This is a genomic window from Streptomyces sp. NPDC030183, from assembly GCF_055573455.1.
Window position 1 is genome coordinate 193,236 of the sequence record NZ_JBVIBK010000012.1, and the last position, 23,863, is coordinate 217,098.

General features: G+C 70.5%; 1 protein-coding gene. It reads right to left on the reverse strand.

Translation table 11 applies throughout. The features are described from left to right. The gene (locus tag ACZ4Z2_RS16885; protein WP_468076650.1) at positions 1 to 23,667 is read right to left on the reverse strand and encodes an SDR family NAD(P)-dependent oxidoreductase; all 23,667 of its coding nucleotides are present in this window, start codon (positions 23,665 to 23,667) and stop codon (positions 1 to 3) included. Between the last annotated feature and the right edge of the window lie 196 nt (positions 23,668 to 23,863).

Genomic DNA, 23,863 nt, shown 5'->3' on the forward strand with positions numbered 1-23,863 from the left:
TCAGTGCCCCTCGTTGTCCGTGTCGCGGCCGGCACCGTCATCGAATGACAGGCGAATGTGCTCCATGGCGGCCTCCACGCCGAGGGAGCCGCTCAGGTAGTCGTCGAGGAGGCCGTCGATCGACGCGACCGCCGTGCCGGACTCCGCATCCGGGGCCTCGCCCTGCTGCTGCCCCTCGATCTTCTTCTCCGCGATCCAGTACCGCTCCCGGGCGAAGGGGTAGGTCGGCAGGGGGACGACGCGTGCCGTGCCGTCCGAGTGGAGGCTGCGCCAGTCGAGCGCGAAGCCGTTCACCCACAGGTCGAGCACCTTCGCGTACTTGCCCTTGGCGATCCAGGTCTCGACGACCGCGCTCATGTCGTCGTCCTCGGTGAGCGTGGAGAGCGCCCGGTCACGGCGCCCGGCCCGACCGCGGTGCAGCCCTTCGGTCCGCTCCGGGCGGTCCAGGAAGCCCTGCAGTACGTCCTTCAGTTCGCCGAGAGAGGAGACGACCGTCCCTAGCCGCTCGGGCATGGCCTCGCGCCCTGTCTGCAGGGTGTACGCCACATCGGTGACGGACACTCCGGCCCGCTCCCCCTGCGGCAGCCAGCGCAGCAGCGCGCTCGCCTGCTCCCGCAGCCGCTCCTCGTCCTTGGCGGAGAGGACGACCACGGCGGGCCCGTTCGCCTGCGCGTCCTCGCGCGGTGCCTCCTTCGGCGTGTACTCCTCGATCACCGCATGGGCGTTGGCGCCGCCCGCCCCGAAGGACGAGACACCGGCCCGGCGCGGCACTTCGCGGGTGACGCCGTCGAGGGTCACGACCGGCCGCTTCCAGTCGGCCAGCTCGCGCTGGACCACGAACGGCGTCGAGTCGAAGTCGATGTGCGGGTTCAGCTCGTCGGCGTGCAGGCTGGGGGCGAGTTCACGGTGCTGCAGCTGCAGCACGACCTTGAACACGCCCGCGATGCCCGCCGCGGCCTCGGCATGGCCGATGTTGCTCTTGGCGGAGCCGATCGCGCAGTACCCCACGTCCCGGGTGCCGGCGGAGAAAGCCCGGGTCAGGCCGTTGATCTCGATCGGGTCGCCCAGCGCCGTACCGGTGCCGTGGGCCTCGACGTAGCTGATGGTGCGTGCGTCGACGCCTGCGCGGTCGAGCGCCTGGCGCACGACCCTTCCCTGCGCCACCGGGTTCGGCACGGTGTAACCGTTGGTCGTGCCGCCGTGGTTGATGCTCGTCCCGCGGATGACGGCGCGGATGTGGTCGCCGTCCCGCTCGGCGTCCTCCAGACGCTTGAGTACGAGGGCACCGACGCCCTCACCGGGCACGAAGCCGTTCCCGCCCCGCCCGAAGCTGCGGCACTCGTCCCCGTCCGCGAGCATCTGCAGGTTGCACAGGTTGAGATAGCTCGACGGGTGCAGGTAGAGGTTCACCCCGCCGGTGACCGCCAGCTCGCAGTCGTCCCGCAGCAGGTGCTCGCACGCCTCGTGCAGTGCCGTGAGCGACGAGGAGCACAGCGTGTCCACCGGCAGGCTGGGGCCGTTCAGGTTCAGCTTGTACGAGACGCGGTTGGCGGCCGAGCCGAAAGAGGTGTACGGGTACGCCGTGTCGCCGCTGCGCCACCGCTCCGGGCCGTAGAGGCTGTGCCCGGTGCGCGTGATGCCGACGAAGACACCGACCCGGCCGTCATGCTCCAGCTCGATGCGGTCCCGGGTGTAGCCGGCGTCCTCGAACGCCTTCCATGCCTCCTGCAGGAATAGGCGCTCCTGCGGGTCGATCTCCACGGCCTCGTTCGGCGTCATCTCGAAGAACAGCGGGTCGAACTCGGCGAAGCCGTCGACGAAGCCGCCCCACTTGCTGTAGCTCTTGCCCTGCGCCGCGGCTTTCTCCTTGTCTGGCTCGAAGAAGCCGTCGAGTCCCCATCGGTCGGCGGGTATCTCGGTGATCGAGCTGCGTCCCGCGCGCAGGTTCTCCCAGTACGCGTCCAGGGTGTCGGCCTGGGGGAAGCGCGCACTCATGCCGACAATCGCGATGTCGCCGCTCCGTAACGGCGCCGCCACGGGTTCCGGCCGCGTGGTCGCGGGAGCGGGAGCGGGCACGGCGGTCGGGATCGGTGCCGGTGCCGGCGCGGACTCCTGGACCGGGCCCGGCTCCTGTCCGAGGCCGACGACCCGTGCGACGGCCTCGCTCTGCCGGGAGACGAAGTGCTCGGTGAGCGCCTCGACGGTGCGGTACTCGAAGAAGAGGGTGCTGCTGACCTCTCCCATGTCCTGCTTGAGGTGGTTCAGCAGTTGGAGGATGAGTATGGAGTCGATGCCGTAGGTGGACAGCGGCTCCCTGGCGTCGATGGACTCCCTCGGGATCAGCAGGGTCCGCGCGACCAGATCCTTCAGGTAGGACCGCACCGCGCCCCTGAGCTCCACCTCGTCCACCCGCACCGGCTGCGGCTCCGCCGTGACCTGCCCGGCGGCGGGCTCCGCCGTGACCTGCGCGGCGGCGGGCTCTGCCGTGGCCTGCGCGACCGGCTGCGGCTCGTCGCCGTGGGCCTGACGAATGACACCGTCGCTGAAGCCGACCACGACCTGCTGGCCGAGCACGTGCGCGTCCCGGGCGGGGAACTCCACGCCCTCGAAGCCCTCCCACTCCAGGACGGACTGCCACATGCGGGGCTCCAGGCCGGGGCCGCCCGCGTCGCGCAACTCGGGGTCGTCGTACAGCCACCAGCCGTCCAGGAGCGCGAACGTCAGCAGGCCGAACACGGTGTAGCCGTCGATCTCGTTGACGACGACGGCACCACCGGGCCGCAGCAGGGCTTTGCTGTTGCGCAGCGACTCCCGGATGTCCTGGGTCGCGTGGAGCACGTTGGTCGCGATGACGAGGTCGTACGCTCCCTCTTCGAACCCCTGCCCCGCCACGGCCCGGCCGGCGTCGAAGGTCGCGCAGCGCAGGAACGGGTTCTCCGCGCCGAACTCCCGCTGCCCGTGGAGGAGGAAGGCCCTGGAGAGATCGGTGTAGCAGTACTCGCCGATGTGCCCTGCGTACGGGCGCAGCCGACGCATGACCGTCGCCGTGGTGCCCCCCGTTCCCGCACCCACCTCCAGGATCCGGAACTTCGCGTCCGGGTCCTCGGCGAGACGGCGTTCGACCAGGGCGACCGTGCAGTCGCCGACCACGTCGTTGAAGTAGTCGGCGATCATGTTCCGCTTGTAGATGCCCTCCACAAGGTCCAGGGAGGAGCCGGGGAAGACGATGTCGACAGCGGGGATCCTGCCGGTGAGGATGTCGGTCAGCGCGTGGAGGGTCTTGTCGACCAGGCCGACCGACGCGCTGAGCTCCGGGTCGGTGACCCAGGCGCGCTTGCTGCGCTCCCACTCGGCCGCGGTCTCCGCCGCGTCGAGCGGGTTCACCGCGGCGACGCGGTAGCGGGATTCCGTCGCCACCAGGTAGCCCTGGCGCACGAACAACTTCACGGTCTCCTGCAGCCAGCGGTCGTACTTGCCGATGACGCCGTTGGCCCGCTGGAAGGACGACAGGTCGAAGACCCGGTCGTCGATCCAGCCCCGGCCATGCAGCTCGCACCACAGCAGCTTGGCCAGCAGCGCGTCGAGGTCCCGCAGCTTGGCTTTCGCCCGCGTCTGCACGGTCTGCAACATGTCCTTGCGCGACGGGAGTTCGGAGCCGAGCGCGCCGGGCTTGTGCGCCGTGGGTCGCAGCACGCGGACCGTCTCATGGCCCGAGTAGGCCTCGAACCGTTCCGGCTTGCCGGTGTTGAGGTAGACGGCCTGCCCGATCGGGGCGGCCAGCAGCCGCTCGACCGCGTCCATCGCGAGCGCGGGATCGATGTCACCCAGGCCCTCGCGCTCGTAGATGCGCTCCCGGACGTGCCGCGGAACGTCGAGTCCGCTGCCGACGGCGCCCCAGTAGCCCCAGTTGACCACCTTGACGGCGTACGGGCGCTCTGCGGACAAGCGGCGTGCAAGGGCGTCCTCGAAGGTGTTGCCCGCCACGTAACTGCAGTAGCCCATGGTCGGGTTGACCGAGGCGATGGAGGAGAAGAAGAGCATGAAGTCGAGCCCGTCGGCGTCGAAGACCTCCGCCATGCGCACGCTGGCGTCGACCTTGGCGCTCAGGCCCTGCCGGAACTGCTCCTCGCTCGTGTTGGGCAGGCTCTGGTCCACCAGCCCGAAGACCGACTGCACCACGCCGTGGACCGTGCCGAAGCGCTCCTTCACCTTCGCGTACGCGGCCCGGAGGGAGGCGGGGTCGGCGGCGTCCGCCGAGAGGTACGACGGTGCGCGGCCGAGGGCGCTCAGCCTGTCGATCTTCTCCTGGATGGCGTTGTCCAGCTCCCGGCGGCCGATCCAGACCACCTGGGCGTCACAGCGCCGGATCACGTCCTCGCTCCAGAGCTCGCCGATGCCACCGGCCCCGCCGAGGACGACGTACACGCCGCCCGTCCGGTACGGGGTCCTGGCCGGCGCGGACAGCTCCGTCCTCGCCAGGCGCTGGCGGAACCACTGCCCGTTGCGCAGCGCCCGCACCGGCTGCGCGGCCGCACCGAGCAGGGCAGACAGGGGAGCGGGCTCGGCCACGCCGAGGTCGAATGACTTCACCTTCCAGTTGGGCAGTTCCTTCGCCATCACGGCGGCCAGACCGAGCAGAGCCGCGTCGGCGGGGTGCACGGGCTCGCCCGGCAACACGGGCTGGCTCTGGCGGGTCAGCACCGTCCAGGTCAGCTCCTCGCTGCCGTAGCCCAGTGCGAACAGCGTCTGTGTCAGCCGGAAGAACGTGACCACTCCGGCGTCGGTGCGCCGCAGCAGGGCCTCGGGCTCTGCGCTGTCGTCGGCACGGCAGATCCAGACGATGTGCTCGACCCTTCCGATGCGGCGGAGCGCCGCGGTGAGCCCGTCGACGCTGCGCATGCTGTCTTCGGTGAGGAAGTGCGGTGCGGTGCACGCGGCCGTGACGGCGGCGCGCTCGTCGGCGTCTCCCCCGATGACGACGACGTTGCCCCGGAGGGCGAGGTCGGCGGCAGCCGCGGGGCCGCCGTCCCGCACCCACAGCGGCGCGAGCGTCAGGTGCTCGGCGTCCTGTGCGCCCGAGGCGGGGGCGGAGGCGACAGCGGCAGGCCGCACCGCCACGGAGTTCTCGGGCAGCCAGTAGCGCTGTCGCTGGAAGGGGTACGTCGGCAGCGGAACACGCCTGTGGGCGCCCGCCGCGAAGAGCCGTGCGTACTGCAGCTCGTAGCCCTGCAGATACAGGTCTCGAACGGCTTCGAGGTGCTCGACACGGACCGTCCCGGCCGCGCCGTCGGCGCACTCCCGCACACAGGAGTTGCCGAACTGCTCCAGGGAGGCCTGCGGGCGCGGTGCCTGCTCAGTGAGGTCCGCGACGCGCACGTGCTCGTCATGGCCGTCCGCGAGCCACTCGCCCAGCCGTGCCGACAACTCGGCGGTGTCCTGGGCGACGCAGGCGAGGCGCACGGGGCAGTGCCTGCGGCCCAGGAGCAGCGTCAGGCTGACGTCGCCCAGATCGGTGTCCGGGTGGTCGCGCAGGTGGTCGTGCAACTGTGCGGCCTGGGCGCGCAGTTGATCGTGGGAGAGGGCGGAGAGCACCACGAGGTGGCCGGGGATCCGCGGTGCGGTGCGCCGCGGCTCGGGGGCGGCCTCCTCGATCACCAGGTGGGCGTTGGTGCCGCTGAAGCCGAACGAGCTCAGCGCCGCGAGCCGCCTGCCGCCCGGCTCGACCGTCCACTCCCGCTGAACGGTGTTCACGTAGAACGGGCTGCCGTCGAAGGCGATGTGGGCGTTGCCCCGCTCGAAGTGGAGGGAGCGCGGCAGCTCGCGGTGCTTCATGGCGAGCAGGACCTTGATCAGGCCCGCCACCCCGGAAGCGGGCGCCGTGTGCCCGATGTTGGTCTTGACCGACCCGATCGCGCAGTACTCCTGCTTGTCGGTGTAGCTGCGGAACGCCCGGGTCAGCGCCTGGAACTCGATCGGGTCCCCGAGCCTGGTGCCGGTGCCATGGGCCTCGACCAGCTGGATGTCGGCCGGGTCGACACCGAAGGCGTCGTACACCGCGCGCTCGAGGCGCTCCTGCGACTTCGCGCTGGGAGCGGTGATGCCGTTGGAGGTGCCGTCCTGGTTCAGTCCCGAGGCACGTACCACGCCGTGGATGTGGTCGCCGTCGGCGAGGGCGTCCCGCAGACGCTTGAGCACGACCATGCCGACGCCCTCGCCGGGCACGAAGCCGTCCGCGCACTCGTCGAAGGTGTGGCACTGTCCGGTCTCGGAGAGCATGCCGGCCTTGTGGGCCGCCAGGTAGTAGTCGGGCGAGCACTGCACCGATACGCCGCCGGCCAGGGCCAGTTCCACCTCACCGGCCCGCAGCGCCTGGCATGCGAGATGGATGGCGACGAGGGAGCCGGAGCACGCCGTGTCCACGGCGATGGCGGGGCCCTGCAGGTCGAGGTAGTAGGAGATGCGGGCCGGGATGATCGCTTCGGCATTGCCCCACATGGCCTGCGCGGGGGCGTCCTCCGCGGGCGCGGTCAGGTAGTCGCTGACCTGGGTGCCGACGTAGACGCCGCAGGACCGGCCACGGACTCCCCTCCCGGCATACCCGGCGTCCTCCAGCGCCTTCCACGACTCCTCCAGCACCACGCGCTGCTGTGGATCCATGTAGCTGGCCTCGACGCCGGAGATCTGGAAGAACAGCGGATCGAACTGGTCGATGTCGTCCATCAGGGAGGCGTACTTGGGGCGGTCCGCGCCCGGCGACACATAGGTCGAGAGGTCCCAGCGGTCGATCTCGCCGACCAGGCTGCGGCCGTCGACGATGTGCCGCCACAGCTCGTCGACGTTCTTCGCGGTGCCGAACCTCCCGCTCATGCCGATGATCGCGACCTGCTCCACGGCGGCCTCCGCGGCCGGCTCCACGGCCAGGTCCACGACCGCTTCGGGTCCGCCGACGGACAGGGGCTCCTGCGGCGCGACGGTGCCCTGCTCCGTCGTGGGGGACGACGCCAGTTCATGGGCGTGGTGCTCCACCACGTACCGCGCCAGAGCGCGCACCGAGCTGTGGTCGAACAGGTCCGTGGCCGTGAGTGAGATGCCGAGGACGGAGTTCAGGTCCTGCGTCAGTTCGACACCGAGGATGGAGTCGACGCCGTAGTCGGCGAACGCGTCCTCCTCGGAGATCTCGCTGCGGTCCAGGCCGAGGGAGCTCTGCACCTGAGTGATGATCACGTCCCTGACCTGCGCCTCCGTCACCGCGGCCGGCGCCGGTACCGCCTCCGGTGCGTCCCCGCTGCCACGCGCCGACAGGGCACGCGCCTGCTCCGGGAAGGCGTTCGCCACATAGGCCGCGAGTCGGCGTACCGAGCTGTGGTCGAACAGGTCCGTGCTCACCAGTACCCCGCCCAGCACGGCGTTGAGGTCCTGGATCAGCTGCACTCCGAGGATGGAGTCCACGCCGTAGTCCGCGAACGCGTCCTCCTCGTGGATCTCGCTCGCGGCAAGCCCCAGGGACCGCTGGATCTGGTCGGTGATCGCACGCTGCACATGTGCCCGTACGTCACCCTCGTCCCCGTTGCGCGATGCGTCCTGGCGCACTGCGGGTGCGGCGTGCTGCGCGGACGTCGCGCGGGGCATGCGCGCCACGGCACCCGTGCGGGCCACCACGATCTGGTGGCCGAACTCGTGAACGGCGGCAGCGGGGAAGGAGACGGCGGCGAAGCCCTCCTCCTCCAGCACACGCTGCCAGCCGGCGGGCGCGAGGCCGGGGCAGCCGTCGATCCGCAGCTCGGCGTCCTGGTGGAGCCACCAGCCGTCGAGCAGACCGAAGGTCAGGTGGAGGAAGAGGGTGCGCGTCGCCAGTTCGTTCAGGACGAGTTCGCCGTCCGCGCCCAGCAGCGCCTCGGCGTGGCGGACGGCCGCCCGCACGTCGCGCGTGGCGTGCAGGACGTTGGTGGCGATGACGACGTCGTAGCCGCCCTCGCCCAGGCCCTGCCCGGCGGGGCCGCGCTCCACGTCGAAGAGCCCGAACCGCAGGTACGGGTACGCGGCGCCGAACTCCTTCTCCCCCTTGTGCAGGAAGTACTTCGACACGTCGGTGAAGCGGTACTCCGCCACACTGTCCTGGTACGGCGCGAGCCTGCGCAGCACCTTCTCGGTGGTGCCGCCCGTGCCCGAGCCGATCTCGAAGATCCGGACGCGGCGGGCGGGGTCCTGGCCGAGCAGGGCCGCCACTCGGGCGGCCACCAGGTCCGCCGTGATGTCGTTCAGGGCGTCGGCGCTGTCGCAGTCGCGGTAGATGCCCTGGACGAGGGACATGGACGAGCCGGGGAAGATGACGTCTGTCGCGGCCTTGTGACCTGCGAGGACCTTCGGGCCGTCACGCAGTGCCGGGTCGAGGATGTTGACGTAGGGGTTGGTGCCGTTGCTCTCCCGGCACAGGGACTCCCAGCGCCGCCAAACGGCGTCCCGGTCGGCGGGTGCTTTGCCGGTCGGCGTGTAGCGGTCGCCGTCGTACTCCACATAGCCGTGCTCGGCCAGGACGCGCAGGCTGACGTCCAGCCAGCTGTCGTAACCGCCACCCGCTTTCAGGGCTGCCCTGACGTCGGCGACGGACCCGCTGCCCTGCCCCTTCATCCCCAGTGTCTGCAGCTGTGTGAACAGGAGTTGGCAGAGCAGTTCGTCGTCGAAGCCCCGGGCGCCGCCGGAGTCGGCGGCGATGCGCCGCAGGTGGCGTTCGTCCACGCGGGCGGTCATGGACGCCACCTGCGCGGCCCGCTTCGGTGCGCTGGTCTTCTCCAGGGCGAGCTGGTCGTAGGGCCCGGAGAGCAGGACGTCCAGCGCCGCCATGCCCTCGGCGGGCTCGATGGATCCGATGCCGCTCTGTTCCATCCGGCGGTGGTAGGCATCCGACGCGACGACGCCGACGCTGCCCCAGTACCCCCAGTTCATCACCTTCACGGTGACGGGCCGGCTCTGCCGCAGCAGCCGGGCGAAGGCGTCCTTGAAAACGCAGCCGCAGACGTAGTTGCTCTGTCCCGCGGACTTCTGGAACGAGTTGAGCGAGGAGAAGAACAGCACGAAGTCCAGCCGCTCGCCTGCGAAGACCTGTGCCATCCGGACGCTGACGTCGACCTTCGCACGCACGGCGGCCTTGAAGCGGTCCTCCGTCATCCGCGCCACGCTCTGGTCGAGCAGAGCGATGGCGGAGTGGACGACACCGTGGATCTCGGAAAAGCGCGCCTTGATCCGCGCGACGGCTGCCGCGAGGGACTCCCGGTCCGTGGCGTCGGCCTGCAGGTACCACGGCGCGGGCCCCAGGAGGGCGAGCTCGTCGATCCTGGCCCGGATCGCCTCGTCCTCGGGGCGGCGGCCGATCCAGACCACCTGCGCCCGGTAGGTACGCACGACATGCTCGGTCCACGCCGCCCCGAGACCTCCCGCGCCGCCGATGACCACATAGACGCCGCCCTGCTTGTACGGCGTGGCGTCGTCGCGGCCCGCCGCGACGGCCGGCACGGGGACCAGGGTCTGGCGGTACCAGCGCCCACCGCGGTGCGCCCAGGTGCTCGCGGGCGGCTCGTCCGGCAGGGCGAGCGCCTCGCGCAGGACGTCCTCCCGCAGCTCGTCGACATCGGCGAGGCGCACCCTCCACCGCGGGTGCTCCTTCGCCAGGGACCCCACGAGCCCGTGGACCCCGGCGTGGGTCGGGTCGACGCGGTCGGTGTCCTCGACGAACTGGCTGCGGACCGTGACGACGGTCCACTCCAGGGCCCGCTTCTCGTAGCCGAGGGCGAGGAGGGCCTTGGCCAGGCGGAAGCCCGCGTACGCTCCCTCCTCCTGCTTCTCGACCAGGGACTCGCTGTCCGGCCCGACCGGAGTGCCGCCGCCCGCGATCCAGACCACGTGGTCGTGCGCCGTGGCGCCGCGGGCGAGCCGTGCCCGCAGTCCGTCGACGGTGTCCTCGGCACGGAGCAGCAGCAGGTCCACGCCCTCGTGCTCCGTGAGCACGGAGGCCAGCGCGTCCGGCTCGTCGCCGACGAGCAACGTCCGCCCGCCGGGGCCCCGCAGTGCCTGCGCACGGAACGCCGGCTGCGTCTTCTCCCAGCTCGGCCGCAGCAAGGTCAGCTCCCCCTCGGCGGACGCCGGGGACGGGGCGCGAGCGGGCAGTGCCTGGGCCGTGTGCTTGAGGGGGCGGGTGCTGAACGCGCTGATGCGCACGCTGACGTTGCCCTGGGCGTCGCACAGGTCGACATCGAGCTTCCCGCCGAGCTGCCCAACACCGCGGTCGGCGCGCCTGATCCACGCCCACATGATCGGCGCACAGGGGCCCAGGATCTCCACCTCCTGCACGGCGTATGGCAGCTGCGGGCCGTCGGCCGCGTCGAGCAGACCGATGGACGCCTGCAGCGCGGCGTCGAGCAGGCTGGGGTGCAGCACGAACCGGTCGGTGCCGTGCTCTGCGGCTGCCGGCAGGGCGAGTTCGGCGAGTACCTGCGCCTCGCCCACGAGGATCCGCACCAGGCCCTGGAAGGCCGGTCCGTACTGGATGCCCCTGCGCCGATAGAAGGCGTACGCCTCGGCCGCGGATATCTCGTACGCGCCGCACTCGGCCCTGAGCCGGGCCAGGTCGAGCGGGGCCCGGGGGACGCTCTCGCCGACGACCATGCGCCCTTGGCTGTGGACGGCGAGCTGCCCGCCGTCGGCCGGGGCCAGGATGCGGTAGCGCGCTCCGGCGCCGCCGTCCGGTTCGAGGTCGACATGGACATCGACCGGGCTGTCGCCGACCCTGACCGGCCGCATCCACACGACGTCCCGGATCGACACGTCTGCCGCCCGCCCGTCGCCGTCCTGCCGCGCGGCTTCGTGGGCGGCGCGGGCCATCTCCAGGTGGCCCACGCCCGGGAAGACCTTCTCTCCGGCGACGACGTGGTCGCGGAGGAAGAACTCCTGCCCGGTGAACGTCACGCCGAGGCGCTGCCCCGCGTCCGTGTTCTGCCGCGTCCCGAGGAACGGGTGGGCCTGGTGGGTCTCGTGCGGTCCCGTCGGCCGCTGTCCCGTGTCCCGCTGCCACAGGCGCTTCCTTGTGAAGGGATAGCCGGGCAGCGACACCGGCTGGATGCGCATGCCGCCGAACAGCCTGCGCCATGCGAGGTCGTACCCCTGGCAGTAGACCTTCGCGACGGCGCGCAGCGCCTCCTCGAAGGCTGTGGCGTCGTGGCGCAGCAGGGGCGCCTGATCCAGTAGGTGTTCGCCGGCCCGGCGCACCTCGTCCAGCTGGACGAAGCCCTTGGGCACCCGTCCCGAGAAGACCTCCGGGTCCTGCCCGTCGCCGGCCCACCGGCGCAGCAGACGCACCGCCTGAGCGGTGTCGTGGGCCACCACCGCGCAGCGATGCTGGAAGTGCAGCCGCCCGTCGAGCAGGGTCGCGCCGATGTCGCGCAGGTCGTGCGTGCGGGTGGCGTCCTCCAGGAAGTCGACCAGGTCGGCGACCCGCTGCCGCAGCGCCTCCTCGGACTTGGCCGACAGGGCGAGGAGGTGGGCGGGCTGCGCAACGGCCTCGGCCTGGTCCTTCACCGGATACCCCTCCACAACCATGTGGGCGTTGGTGCCGCTCATGCCGAACGAGCTCAGCGCGGCGACCCGCCTGCGCCCGGCGACCTCGGGCCACGGCCGGCTCTCCTTGTTGACGAAGAACGGGCTGTTCCGCCAGGCGATGTAGTCGTTCTCCTGCTCGCAGTGCAGGCTCGCCGGGATGGTCTCGTGCCGCAGGGCCTGGATGACCCCGATCAGGCTGACGAGCCCGGACGCGGCGAGCGTGTGCCCGACGTTGGACTTGGTCGAGGTCAGCGCGCAGTACTGCTGCTTGTCGGTGAAACTGCGGAAGGCGTCGTTGAGCGCGTTCACCTCGACGGGGTCGCCTAGCCGGGTTCCGGTCCCGTGGGCGACCACGTACTCGATGTCCGCCGGGTCCACCCCGTACTGCCGGTACGTGGAGCACAGCAGTTCCACCTGCGCCTCGCCGTTGGGCGCCGTGATCCCGTTGGACCTGCCGTCGTAGTTGATGCCGCTGGCGCGGATAACGCCGTGGATCCTGTCGCCGTCGGCGACGGCCGCCGAGAGCCGCTTCAGGACGACGACCGCCACGGCCTCGCTGAGGACCATGCCGTCGGCCCGTTTGTCGAAGGCGTAGGTGACGCCGTCCTTGGACAGCATCCCGGCCTGCTCGGTACGGGTGAGCAGCTGCGAGGTCGTGATCAGGCTGACACCGGCGGCGAGTGCCATGTCGCACTCGCCGTTGCGAATGCTCGCGCACGCCTGATGGGCCGCCACGAGACCGGAGGAGCAGGCGGTGTTGACGGCCATCGCGGGGCCGCTGAGGTCGAGGAAGTAGGAGAGGCGCGCGGCGAGAATGCCGTCGTGGTTGGCGGTGAGGCCGCCCGCTCCGTGGGTCAGGTCGTCGTAGTCGCCCTGCTCGACGCCCACGAACATGCCGACCCTGCGCGTCGCCGCCGGCGTCCAGCCCGCGTCCTCGAGCGCCCGCCACGACTCCTGCAGGAGCAGCCGCTGGCGCGGATCCAGGCCCTGCGCCTCCTTCGGAGAGATCTCGAAGAACAGTGGGTCGAACTCGTCGGGGCCGGACAGCTGGCCGACGCGGAACGCGCCGAAGGGACTGTCCTGGGGCTCTCTCCATAGCGCGAGACGTTCGCGGCTGACAGGCGTCACCACGTCACGGCCCTCCGCGAGGACCGACCACAGCTCGTCCACGTCGTTCGCGCCGGGAAAGCGGCCGCTCATGCCGATGACGGCGATGGCGTCGTCGTCCTCCGCGGACGGCGCCGAGGACGGAGGCCCGGCCTCCGGGACCGGCCCTGCCTCGGTACGGGGCGCCTCACCGGCACCGGCGCTGTCGCGTTGCCCGTCACGACCGCCGCCGCCATGGATTTCGGCGTCGGCGTCGCTGTCGGTGTCCGTGCCGGCGCCGGCGTAGAACGAGGCGAGGAGCTCCTCGTGCTCCGCGGCCAGGTACGTCCTCAGCTTCTTCAGCGTGGAGTGGCTGTAGAAGAGTGCGGGCGTGACCTCGATGCCATAGTGCTTGCCGAGCTGGGCCGCGAGGTCGGCGAGGCTCACCGAGTCGTAGCCGTAGTCGGAGAGGTTGTCGTCCTCGTAGAGCTTGTCGAGGGAGACGTTGACGACGCGGCTGACGATCTCCTTGAGGTCCTGGTCCAGGCGTTCCTCCAGCGCCGGCCCCGGGACATCGGCCCGGACCCGGACGCCCGCGGGAGCGTCCTGCCGCGCCGGGACGGCCGCGGGCCGGGGCTGACCGGACGGCTCGGAAGGACGGGACGGCCGTGGCTCCGAAAGCCCGAGAAAGCGTTCCACGCGGCCCGGCCTGCCGACCAGGATCAGGTGCTGGGTGGCCTCCTGGGACAGCAGTTGCTCGAACAGTGCGATGCCGTCCCGCGTCTCCAGGAAGTCCTGGCCGCTCGACCGCAGCAGCATCGTGGTGGTGTCACGGTCGAAGCCCATTCCACCCTCGCGCCACAGCGGCCAGTTGACCACCACGGTCCTGCCAGCGAGGCGGCCCGCCGCCACCTGCGCGTCGCGATGGGCGGCGTACGCCATCTGGAAGCGGTTGCCGACGGCGTAGTCGCAGGTGCCGAAGTCGCCGATCACGGCGGAGGTCGAGGAGAAGTAGCAGACGAAGTCGAGGTCCTGGCCCGCCAGGGCCTCGTCGAGGACGAGCGTGCCGTGGATCTTCGGGGCGAGGATGGCCTCGAAGTCAGCCAGGTCCTTGTGGAGGATGCTGCCCTCGCCCTGGACGCCTGCGGCGTGGACGACGCCGTGCAGGGAGCCGAAGCGTTCGCGCGCCTGTGCCACGACCTTCCTCATGTCCTGGGCGTCGGAGACGTCCGCCCGCACATACAGGGCCTGGGCTCCGGAGGCGGTGAGGTCGCGGAGCCTGTCCTGCCGTGCCGGGTCCAACGGGGAGCGCCCGGTCAGCACGAGGTTCGCCCCGTAGCGCTCGGCGAGGTGCCGGGCGACGATCATCCCGAGGCCGCCGCAACCGCCCGTGATGAGATAGGTGCCACCGCGCCTGAGGGCGGTCGGGCCGTCGGTGAGGACGGCGGGACGGACGCGGCTGACGAAGCGTCGGCCCTCGCGGTAGAGCGCGCTGACGGCCTTCTCCTGACGCAGCTCGGCGAGGAGCCGCTCGATCCACGCGGCGGTTCCGGCGGGCCGCCGCGGGTCCGCGAGGTCCTGCAGCACGGCCGCGACCGACAGCTTCGGCATCACGAGGCTCAGGGAACGCTCGAAGCCGATGTGCGCCTCCAGGAGCGCGCGTTCGACGCCGTCGCGGTAGCTTCCCGCGATCAGGAGGCGCCGCGCGGGGATCCCGGCGTCGGCGACGGCCTGGAGGGTCAGGACGACATCGCCGAAGTCGTCGCCGCCCGAATCCGCCTCAAGTGCCCGGAGGTTGACGACGGCGTCGATGCCGAGCCGGCTCGCCGAGATGTCACGGAACGCGTCGAGGTAGTCCTGAGCGGCGCCGCCGCGTACCTGGTACGCATCCGGGGAGACCTTCCGGTAGGCGTCCCCCTGCCCGATGAAGACCGCGCGCACACCGGGGTCGATCGCCCGCAGGGCACGTGCGACCTCGGCCTGGCGCTCCGTCCCGGTGCACAGGAAGACGATTCCGCCGAGTTCCTGTGCCGTCGCCGCGCCCAGTTCCTCGGGCTCCCAGCCCTCGACGAAGGCGAGCGGCATCGCCTGCTCCTCGTCCACCGCGACCGGTTCCAGCGCGGCCACGGCGGTCTGCGGGGTCTCGTGGAGCGGCCGGGGAGCCCGTGCTTCGGCCTGCGGGGTCAGGTCGAGCCAGTGACGTTCCTGCGCGAACGGGTAGGTCGGCAGGGAGATGCGGCGCGGTTCAGCGCCGCGGTCGACGGCCTCCCAGTCGAGGGCGAGGCCCTTGGCCCAGAGCTCCGCCAGCTTCTCGTACCTGCCGCGCGCCAGCCACTTCTGCGTCAACTCCCGCATCTCGTCGTCGGCCTCGAGAAGGGCGATGGTGTCCCTGTGCCGGCGTACCCCGGCCTGGAACACGCCCTCGGCGTCTTCCTCGCCGTCGAGGAACGCCTGCAGCTTCCGGCGCAGCGCGTCCTGGTCGTCGACGACCAGAGCGAGGCGCTCCTCCATGGCCTCGCGGCCGATCTGGAGCGTGTACGCGATGTCCGCGAGGTCGGCGTCGCGGCCCTGTTCCGACAGCCACGCCAGGAGGGCCCGCGCCTTCTCCCGCAGGCGCTCGCCGTCCTTCGCCGACAGGGCCACGAGCTGTGTCCGCCCGGCCCGCTCCGTGCGCGCGAGGCGCTCCGACGAGGGGACGTATTCCTCGATGATCACGTGGGCGATGGCACCGTGGGCACCGAACGACGAGACACCGGCGATCCGGGGCAGCGTCCGTGTCACGCCGTCGACCGTGCGCGTGGCCCGCTTCCACGGCTGCAGTTCCTGCTGGACGTAGAACGGGGTGTTCGCGAAGTCGATGTACGGGTTCAGCTCCTGGGAGTGGAGCGAGGGCACCAGCATCCCGTGCTGCATCTGCAGCAGGACCTTGGTGACGGCGACGACGCCGGCCGCGCCTTCCAGGTGGCCGATGTTCGACTTGACCGACCCGATGGCGCAGTACTGCTTCTTGTCGGTGTGCTTGCGGAACGCCCGGGTCAGACCGGTGATCTCGATCGGGTCGCCGAGCGAGGTGCCGGTGCCGTGGCCCTCGATGTAGCTGATGTCCTCGGGCGAGAGGCCCGCGTCCGCCAGGGCGGCGGTGACCATGTCCGCCTGGGCCAGCGGATTGGGCACCGTCATGCCGTTGGTCTTGCCGCCGTGCACGGTGGCCACGCCGCGGATCACGCCGTAGATGTGGTCGCCGTCCTGGACGGCCTGGTCGAGGGGCTTGAGCAGAACGCAGCCCACGCCCTCACCGGGAACGTAGCCGGTGCCGCCCGCGCCGAAGGAGCGGCAGCGGCCGTCCTCGGCGAAGAAGTTCATCTGGCTGAGCGAGACGTACTTGTTGGGGTGCAGCGACAGGTTCGCACCACCGGCGAATGCCAGCGAGGAGGTGCCGTTCCTGATGCTCTCGACCGCCATGGCGATCGCGTAGAGCGACGACGAGCACGCGGTGTCGACGGTCAGGCTCTGGCCGTGCAGGTCGAAGAAGTACGAGACGGCGTTGGAAGCGGCCGCGCGGTCGGAGAGAACGACGTCCTGGCCGCTGTAGAGCTGGTACTCGTTCCACATCATGCCCAGGTAGACCCCGACCTTGCGGGCCTTGTCCGGGCTGAGGGTCTTGCGGGTGTACCCGGCGTCCTCCATGGCCTCCCAGGCGGCCTGCAGGAACAGGCGGCTCTGCGGGTCGGTCAGCGCGGCCTGGTTCGGGGACATGTTGAAGAACAGGGCGTCGAAGTTCTCGGCGCCGTCGATGAAGCCGCCCCACTTGCTGTTGGTCTTGCCGGGCATCTTCTCGGCGGCGTAGTACGCGTCCTTGTCCCAGCGGTGCGCCGGGATCTCCTCGATGCAGTCCTCGCCGCGGGACAGGACCTGCCAGAACTCGTCGAGGTTCCATGCCTTCGGGTAGCGGCCGCTGATGCCGATGATGGCCACGTCCCGCGACCGTCCGGTGGCCGGCACCGGGGCCTGCTCGACGTGGGCCGCGGCCGGGCGCGGCTCGGCGAACCGGGCCTGCGCGGTGACCGGTTCAGCGGCAGCGGGGTGCTTCGGTGCGGCCTCTGCCGCGGGGGCACGCTCCGCCCCGGAGGTCGCACCCAGAAGCTCGCCCAGGCGCTGCGCCTGATGCTCCGTGAAGTACCCGGCCAACTCCTCGATCGTCCGGTACTCGAAGAACAACGTCCCCGGAACGGACTCGAAGTCCTTCCCCAGAAGACGCATCAACTCCATGATCTGAATCGACTCGATGCCGTACTCACCCAACTCCGCAGCGGCATCGATACGCCCCTTCGGAATCCGGAAGACCTGCGACAACCGATCCTTCAGATACTCAACGGCCGCCCCGAACAACTCCTGCCCGACCACCCCGCCCGACGGCACCTCCGCCGCGGGGCGCTGAGGCCGCACGGGCGCGGGTGCCTCGGCAGTGCTCGTGGTGCCGGCCGGCTTGGCGCGGTCCGCTCCGGCGACGCGCAGTACCTTCTCGATCTTCTGGCGCTCGCCCTTGGTCACGACGACCTGTGTCTCGCCCGAGACCAGGATCTCCAGAAGGACCCGGATACCCTCGGCGGTCTTGAGGCCGCGCAGGCCCGAGTGGTCGTGGTAGAGGGTCTTCGAGGGGCCGTCCTCGGCGAGGTCGCCGAGCATGCCTCCCTCGTCCCAGTAGGGCCAGTTGACCGAGACGCTCCGGCCGTTGCGCTGGCCGTCGGCCCGCAGCGACTCACGGTGGTGGGCGTAGGCGTCGAGGAACCGGTTGGCGGCGGCGTAGCTGCCCTGCCCGAAGTCGCCGACGTATGCGGCGATGGAGGAGAAGAGCACGAAGAAGTCGAGCGGGTCCTGCCGCGTCAGCTCGTCCAGGTGAACGGTGCCGTGCAGCTTCGGCGACAGAACGGCGTCGAAGTCGGCCTGGTCCACGTCCATGACGCCCGCGCTGCCGGCGATGCCTGCGCTGTGGAAAACGCCGTCCAGCGTGCCGAAGCGCTCCCGTGCGGCGTCGAGCACCCTGCGCACGGCGTCGCGGTCGGCCACGTCGCAGGCCAGATACAGGACCTCCGCCCCGGCCGCTTCCAGTGCGGCGATCTTCTCCCGCCGTTCGGCATCCGGCTGTCTGCGGCCGAGCAGGACGAGCCTGGCCCGGCACTGCTGCGCCAGGTAGGTGCCGAGGTGGAGTCCCAGTGCACCGGCGCCGCCGCTGATCAGGTAGACGCCCCCTTCCTTCAGCGGCAACGCCGATGCCGCGGGCCGGCCACCGCCCTTCCACGGCCGCAGGGCCCACTCCGCACGAACGCCGTCGACGTGCCGGATCTCGTGCCCGCCGCGGGAGGTGGCGCCCTCCGCCATGGCCAGCTCCCGCAGCACGCTGTCGGCGACGGTTCCCGCGCCCTGTGCCGTGTCGACCTGGAGGCTGTTCATACGGAACAGGTGGTTCACCGGCGTCATGGCACGGGCGAACCCGGAGAGCCCCAGCGCCGCCACCCGGCCGAGCCCTCGCTCACCCGGGAGGACGGACAGGTGCTGGATCTCGCGCTCGATGCCGGCCCTGTGCACGGCCCGGAAGAGGTGCAGCAGGCTCTCCAGACCGACGGTGAGGTCGGCCGGAGCCGTTGCCAGCGACCAGAGATCCACGATCGCGTGCGGCAGCTGCCCCCGCTCGTCCAGGGTGCGCAGCAGCCGGTCGAAGTCCGCGGCGCTGCGCCGGTCGACACGGAACAGCTCCGGTCCCAGCTCCTCGAATGCTGCCCCGGTCCGCACCCGGACGACGCGGCCCGTGTGCGCGGCCGCGAGCTCGGCCGGGCGGGCCTCGTCGTCGTCGAGGACGAGCAGGGTCCGCTCCGCCCCGACGACTGCGGACCGCGCCGGCCCGGTGGGCTCGTCGGCCGCTTCCGTCCAGCGCGGCACATACAGGTGCAGCGCATCGTCCTTCTCGGCAGCGAACTCTTTGAAGACCAGGCCGGTCGCCCGCACGCACTCCGCGCCGCTCTCGTCGCAGATCGCAAGGTTCACGCTCACCGCGCCGTCCCGTGCGATCCGGTGGATCGTGGCATGGCAGTACGACAGGCTCGGTATCGGCGCGAACACGACGAGTTCTTCGAGGCTGAACGGAATCCTCAGGACACCGTCCTGCTCCCCGATCCCCCGCAACGTGTTGAGCGCCGCGTCGAAGAGCGAGGGGTGCATGGTGAACGAGGGGAACTCGTCCTCCAGGCCGTCGCCGAGCACGATCTTCGCCAAGGCCTCGGTCTCACCGCAGTAGAGCGTCTCGATGGCCTGGAACGTCTCGCCGTAGGCGAAGCCGAGCTCCCGGAAGCTCGCGAAGATCTCCGCGTTCTCCTTGCGGCCGGTGCACCGTGACCGGATCGCGGGGATGTCGATGCTGCCGCGCACCCGCCCCGGCTGGTCGGCGGCGTAGTTCGCCCGGCCCTGGGAGAAGACGGTCCGCTTGCCGTCGCTCTCGCTGTGGATGAGGTACTCGAGGGAGCCTTCCTTGAGCGGGGCCAGGGCGATCTCCACCGTCCTGGAGGCCTCGTCCATGACGACCGGGTGGCCCCAGATGATGTCCTGGAGTGTCACGGTGTCGGAGCCGGAGGACAGCCGAGCGGCGGTGTACGCCATCTCCATGTGGGCGACGCCCGGCAGCAGGATCTTCCCGTCGACGACGTGATCGCGCAGGAAGAACTCGTCCGTCGACAGGCGCTTTGCGAACCGCTGCCCCCGCAGCGTGGAGGTGTTGCTGTCGAGGAGCGGGTGCAGGGACGCCAAGGGTGCGCCGCCGCCCGACGAGGGCAGCGCGCGCGGCGCGCCGGTCCGTCGCACGTCGGCCCAGTACGTCTCGCGTGCGAAGGGGTAGCCGGGCAGCGATACGCACCGCGGCGGCCGGTCGCCGAACAGCCGCTCCCAGGCGAGCTCGTAGCCCTGGCAGTAGAGGTCGGCCAACGCTCGGAGGGCGTCCTGGTACCTGCCCTGGTCGTCGACCGGCCCTTCGGCGCGCGCGATCAGCTCGTTGCCGTACTCGGTGAGGGCGACCTGGGGCCGGAAGTCCCTGCCGGACACGCCGCGGAAGACCTGGGAGGCGGGGGCCTTCTTGCCGTCGAGGACCTGCTGGAGCAGGTGCTCGGCCTCCTCGCGGGTGGCGGCGACCACCGCGCAGCGGTGCGCGAAGTGGTGCCTCCCCCCGAGCAGCGTGGCGCTGATCCGTCCCAGCGCGGCCGCATCGGCTTCCCCGCCGCGCAGGAAGGCGAGCAGATCCGCCACCCGTGCCCGCAGCGCGTCGTCGGTCTTCGCGGACAGGGCAAGCAGGTAGGACGGCCGGGCAGCGGCGGTGGCGTCGTCCGGTTCGGCGTCGTAACTCTCCACGACGACATGGGCATTGGTTCCGCTGATGCCGAACGAGCTGACCGCGCCGACTCGCTTCCTGCCGGGCGCGCGCCGCCAGGGCCGTGTCTCCCTGTTGACGTAGAACGGGCTCTGCGCCCAGTCGATGTAATCGCTCTCCTGCTCACAGTGCAGGCTCGCGGGCACCGCCTCGTGACGCAGTCCCTGGATCAGACCGATCAGGCTCACCACACCCGAGGCTGCCAGGGTGTGCCCGACGTTCGGCTTGACCGACGTCAGGGCGCAGTACTGCTTGTTGTCGGTGTACCGGCCGAAGACGTCGGCGAGCGCGTTCACCTCGATGGGGTCGCCCAGCCGAGTGCCGGTCCCGTGCGCCACCACGTGCTCGATCTCGGCCGCGTCGACGCCGAACCGCTCGTAGACGGAGCCGAGCAGAGCGGCCTGCGCGAATTGGCTGGGCGCGGTGATGCCGTTGGTCCGCCCGTCGTAGTTGACGCCGCTGGCCTTGATGACGGCGTGCACGCGATCTCCGTCTGCCACTGCCTTCGACAGGGGCTTCAGGACGACGACGGCGACCGCCTCGGCCATCACCATGCCGTTGGCGCGCTTGTCGAAGGCGTAGCAGACGCCGTCGCCCGACAGCATTCCGGCCTGTGTGGCGTGCTCGAAGAAGTGGGAGCCCGCAAGGACGTTGACGCCTGCGGCCACCGCGGTGTCGCACTCGCCGGCGCGCAGGCTCAGACACGCCTGGTGCACGGCGGCGAGGCCGGCCGAGCAAGCCGTGTTGATGCTGAGCACGGGGCCGGAGAAGTTCAGAAAGTAGCCGAGCCGGGAGGCCAGGATTCCGTCGTGGCCGGAGGTCAGCGTCTCCTCGTCGCCGGTGAGGCGCTGGTAGTCGCCCTGTTCGGCGCCGACGAACATGCCCATGGTGCTGCTCTGCAGCTTCTTCGCCCCGTAGCCGGCGTCCTCCAGGGCCCGCCATGCCTCCTGCAGCAGCAGCCGCTGCCGCGGGTCCATGGCCTCGGCTTCCTTCGGGGAGATCTCGAAGAACAGCGGGTCGAACTCGGCCGCACCGGGCAGCCAACCGCCCTTGGTCCCGGCCGCGTTGCTCTGGGTGCGCCAGCTTCGCAGCCGGTCCGCGGGTATCGGTTGCAGCGCCTCACGTCCCTCGGCGAGGAGGTTCCATAACTCCTCGACGGTGCGGGCCTGCGGAAAGCGTCCGCTCATGCCGATGACGGCGATGGCGTCGTCGGCCTCGTCAGTGGGGGACAGCGAGGGTGCCGGCGTGGGGGCGGCGTCCTCGCGCGCGGTGGCGGCCGGCTCCGCCGCGCTCGTACCTGCGTCGGCGGGGTACTTCTGCCGGACGGCGTCCGTGTACTCCTCGATCACATGGTCCCGGATCATCTCGAGGGTGAAGTACGTGTAGAAGAGCGAGGGCCCGATGTCGATCCCGAAGTGCTCGTTCACCCTGAGAGCCAGCTGTGTGTTGCCGACCGAGTCGAACCCGAGGTCTGTCAGCCGGTCCTTCGGATGTACTTCGTCCGCTGCGAGCTTCAGGACCTGGCCCGCGATGCTCCTGAGATCTGCCTCGACGCTCTCCTGGACGCCCAAACCTGCCCACTCCTCGTGGCCCGCGTTCCCGCTCATGTCCGCTGCCGTTACCGCGTGTTCGGCCGGTGCCGCCGCCGGCAGCCCGTCGGCGCCGTCCGGTGTGATCCAAAAGCGGCGCCGGTCGAACGCGTACGTCGGCAAACGGAGCCTGCTCACCGGGACGGACGAGAACAGGCCCGCCCAGATACGGTCTTCTCCCCCGGCGAATGCCTCGGCCAGCGCCAGGAGCTGTTGCGCGTACTCATCCGCCGGGAGGTCCACACCGAGGTGGAAGGTGTCCGGTACCCCGGTCGTCGGCGCTTCGGCCGGCTTCTGGCCCGCCGGGTGTGTCTGTGCGGCGGCCGGGTGGTCGTGGAAGCAGTTCCTGGCCTGTCCCGTCTCGAGCAGGCGCCGCAGCTTCACGCTCAGTTCGTCGGCGCTGCGCACCACCAACGCGGTCCTGCGGCCGAGGTGCTCGCGCCCGAGCAACAGCGTGGCACTGACGTCCATGAGGTCGAGTCCGGGCCGGTTCCGGTCGACCCACTCCGCCAGATCGCGGATACGCCGCTCCAGCGCCGTCGTCGTCCTGGCCGACAGACAGATGAGGTAGGCCGGACGCGGGTCGGGGACGGGCCGCTCCCGGGGCGGCGCCTCCTCCAGGACGACGTGCGCGTTGGTGCCGCCGATGCCGAAGGAGCTGACACCGCAGCGGCGGGGGAAGGGCTGCCCTGCCTCCGAGAGCGGTTGCTCCCAGTCGCGCAGGGAGTCGACCACGTGGAACGGCGTGCCTTCCAGGTCTATACGGGAATTCAGGTTCTGGAAGTCCGGCAGCCCCGGCAGCTGTTTGTGCTCCGTCGCGAGCAGCGCCTTGATGACTCCGGCGATCCCGGCCGCGGCCTCCAGATGCCCGATGTTCGGCTTCACCGAGCCCAGGCCGCAGTGGTTGAGGCGGCGTGGACCCTCCTGCGCGCCACGCGCCTCGCTGAACCCCTTCACCAGGCCCTGGAACTCGACCGGGTCGCCGGTCGGCGTACCGGTGCCGTGCGCCTCCACATAGCCGATGGTGTCCGGGGAGACGCCGGCCCGTCGCAGAGCGTCCGCGACGACTTGGGCCTGCGCCTCGTCGCTGGGGTGGGTCAGGGTGCGGGTTCTGCCGCTGTGGTTCGCGGCGCTGCCCTTGATGACACCGTGGATGGTGTCGCCGTCCCGGATGGCGTCCGCCAGCGGCTTGAGCAGGACGATCCCCGCGCCCTCGCCGCGCACATAGCCGTCGGCGCGCTCGTCGAACGTCTTGCACGAGCCGGTGGGGGACAACATCCCGGTCTTGGAGAAAGAGACGTTCCTGCCCGGGGTCAGGACGACGTTGATCCCTCCGGCGAGCGCGACGTCGCACTCCGCCTGGTTGAGCGACTGCACCGCAAGGTGAAGGGCGTGCAAGGACGCGGAGGACGCCGTGTCGACGACGACGCTCGGTCCGCGGAAGTCGAAGAAGTGGGAGATGCGGTTGGCGATGACCGAGCCCGTAGTGCCCGTGGAGTGGTGGGCCGCCACCTCGCGCAGCTTTCGCTCCTGGAGCTCTTTGTAGTCCAGATTGAACGAGCCGAGGAAGACGCCGACCTCGCCGCCTGACAGCGTGTCCGGCCGGACAGCGGCGTCTTCGATGCAGGACCAGGCGAGCTCCAGCATGATGCGCTGCTGAGGGTCCATGCTCTCCGCCTCCAACGGCGAGAGCCGGAAGAACGCCGCGTCGAAGGCGTCCACATCGTCGATGAAACCGCCCCATTTACTGACGTGCATGTGTGTGCCGCCCATGGAGCCATCCTGCGGAATAATGTGCTCACGCCAGTCCCAGCGGGTTCGGGGGACCTCACCGATATGCGACTTCCCCTCTTTGAGGTTGTCCCAGAATTGCCGGTAGTCCTGTGCCCCGGGAAATCTGCATGCCATACCGATGACGGCAACATCGTTGTCCTGCACGGAAAGCTCCCCCTGAGTATCCCGCATATCCCAGCCGCGACGATAAAAGGGCATGACAGCACCACGGCAGCGGGCATTGAGAATTTACATCAACGTCCGGAGTCGTCAATTGCACTATTTCAAACTGGAGCTTCCGGGCGGGGCTCGAGAACATGCAGGGCCGGCATCATCGCAGACCGCCACCGATCGATCCCCGCGTCCGACTCACCCATGCCTGACATGACGCGCCATTGCGCCTCTTATGGGATGG

Bases quoted from the DNA above. Each gene is read 5' to 3' on its own strand.
- ACZ4Z2_RS16885 (WP_468076650.1), bottom strand. From the start codon at position 23,667: ATGCCCTTTTATCGTCGCGGCTGGGATATGCGGGATACTCAGGGGGAG.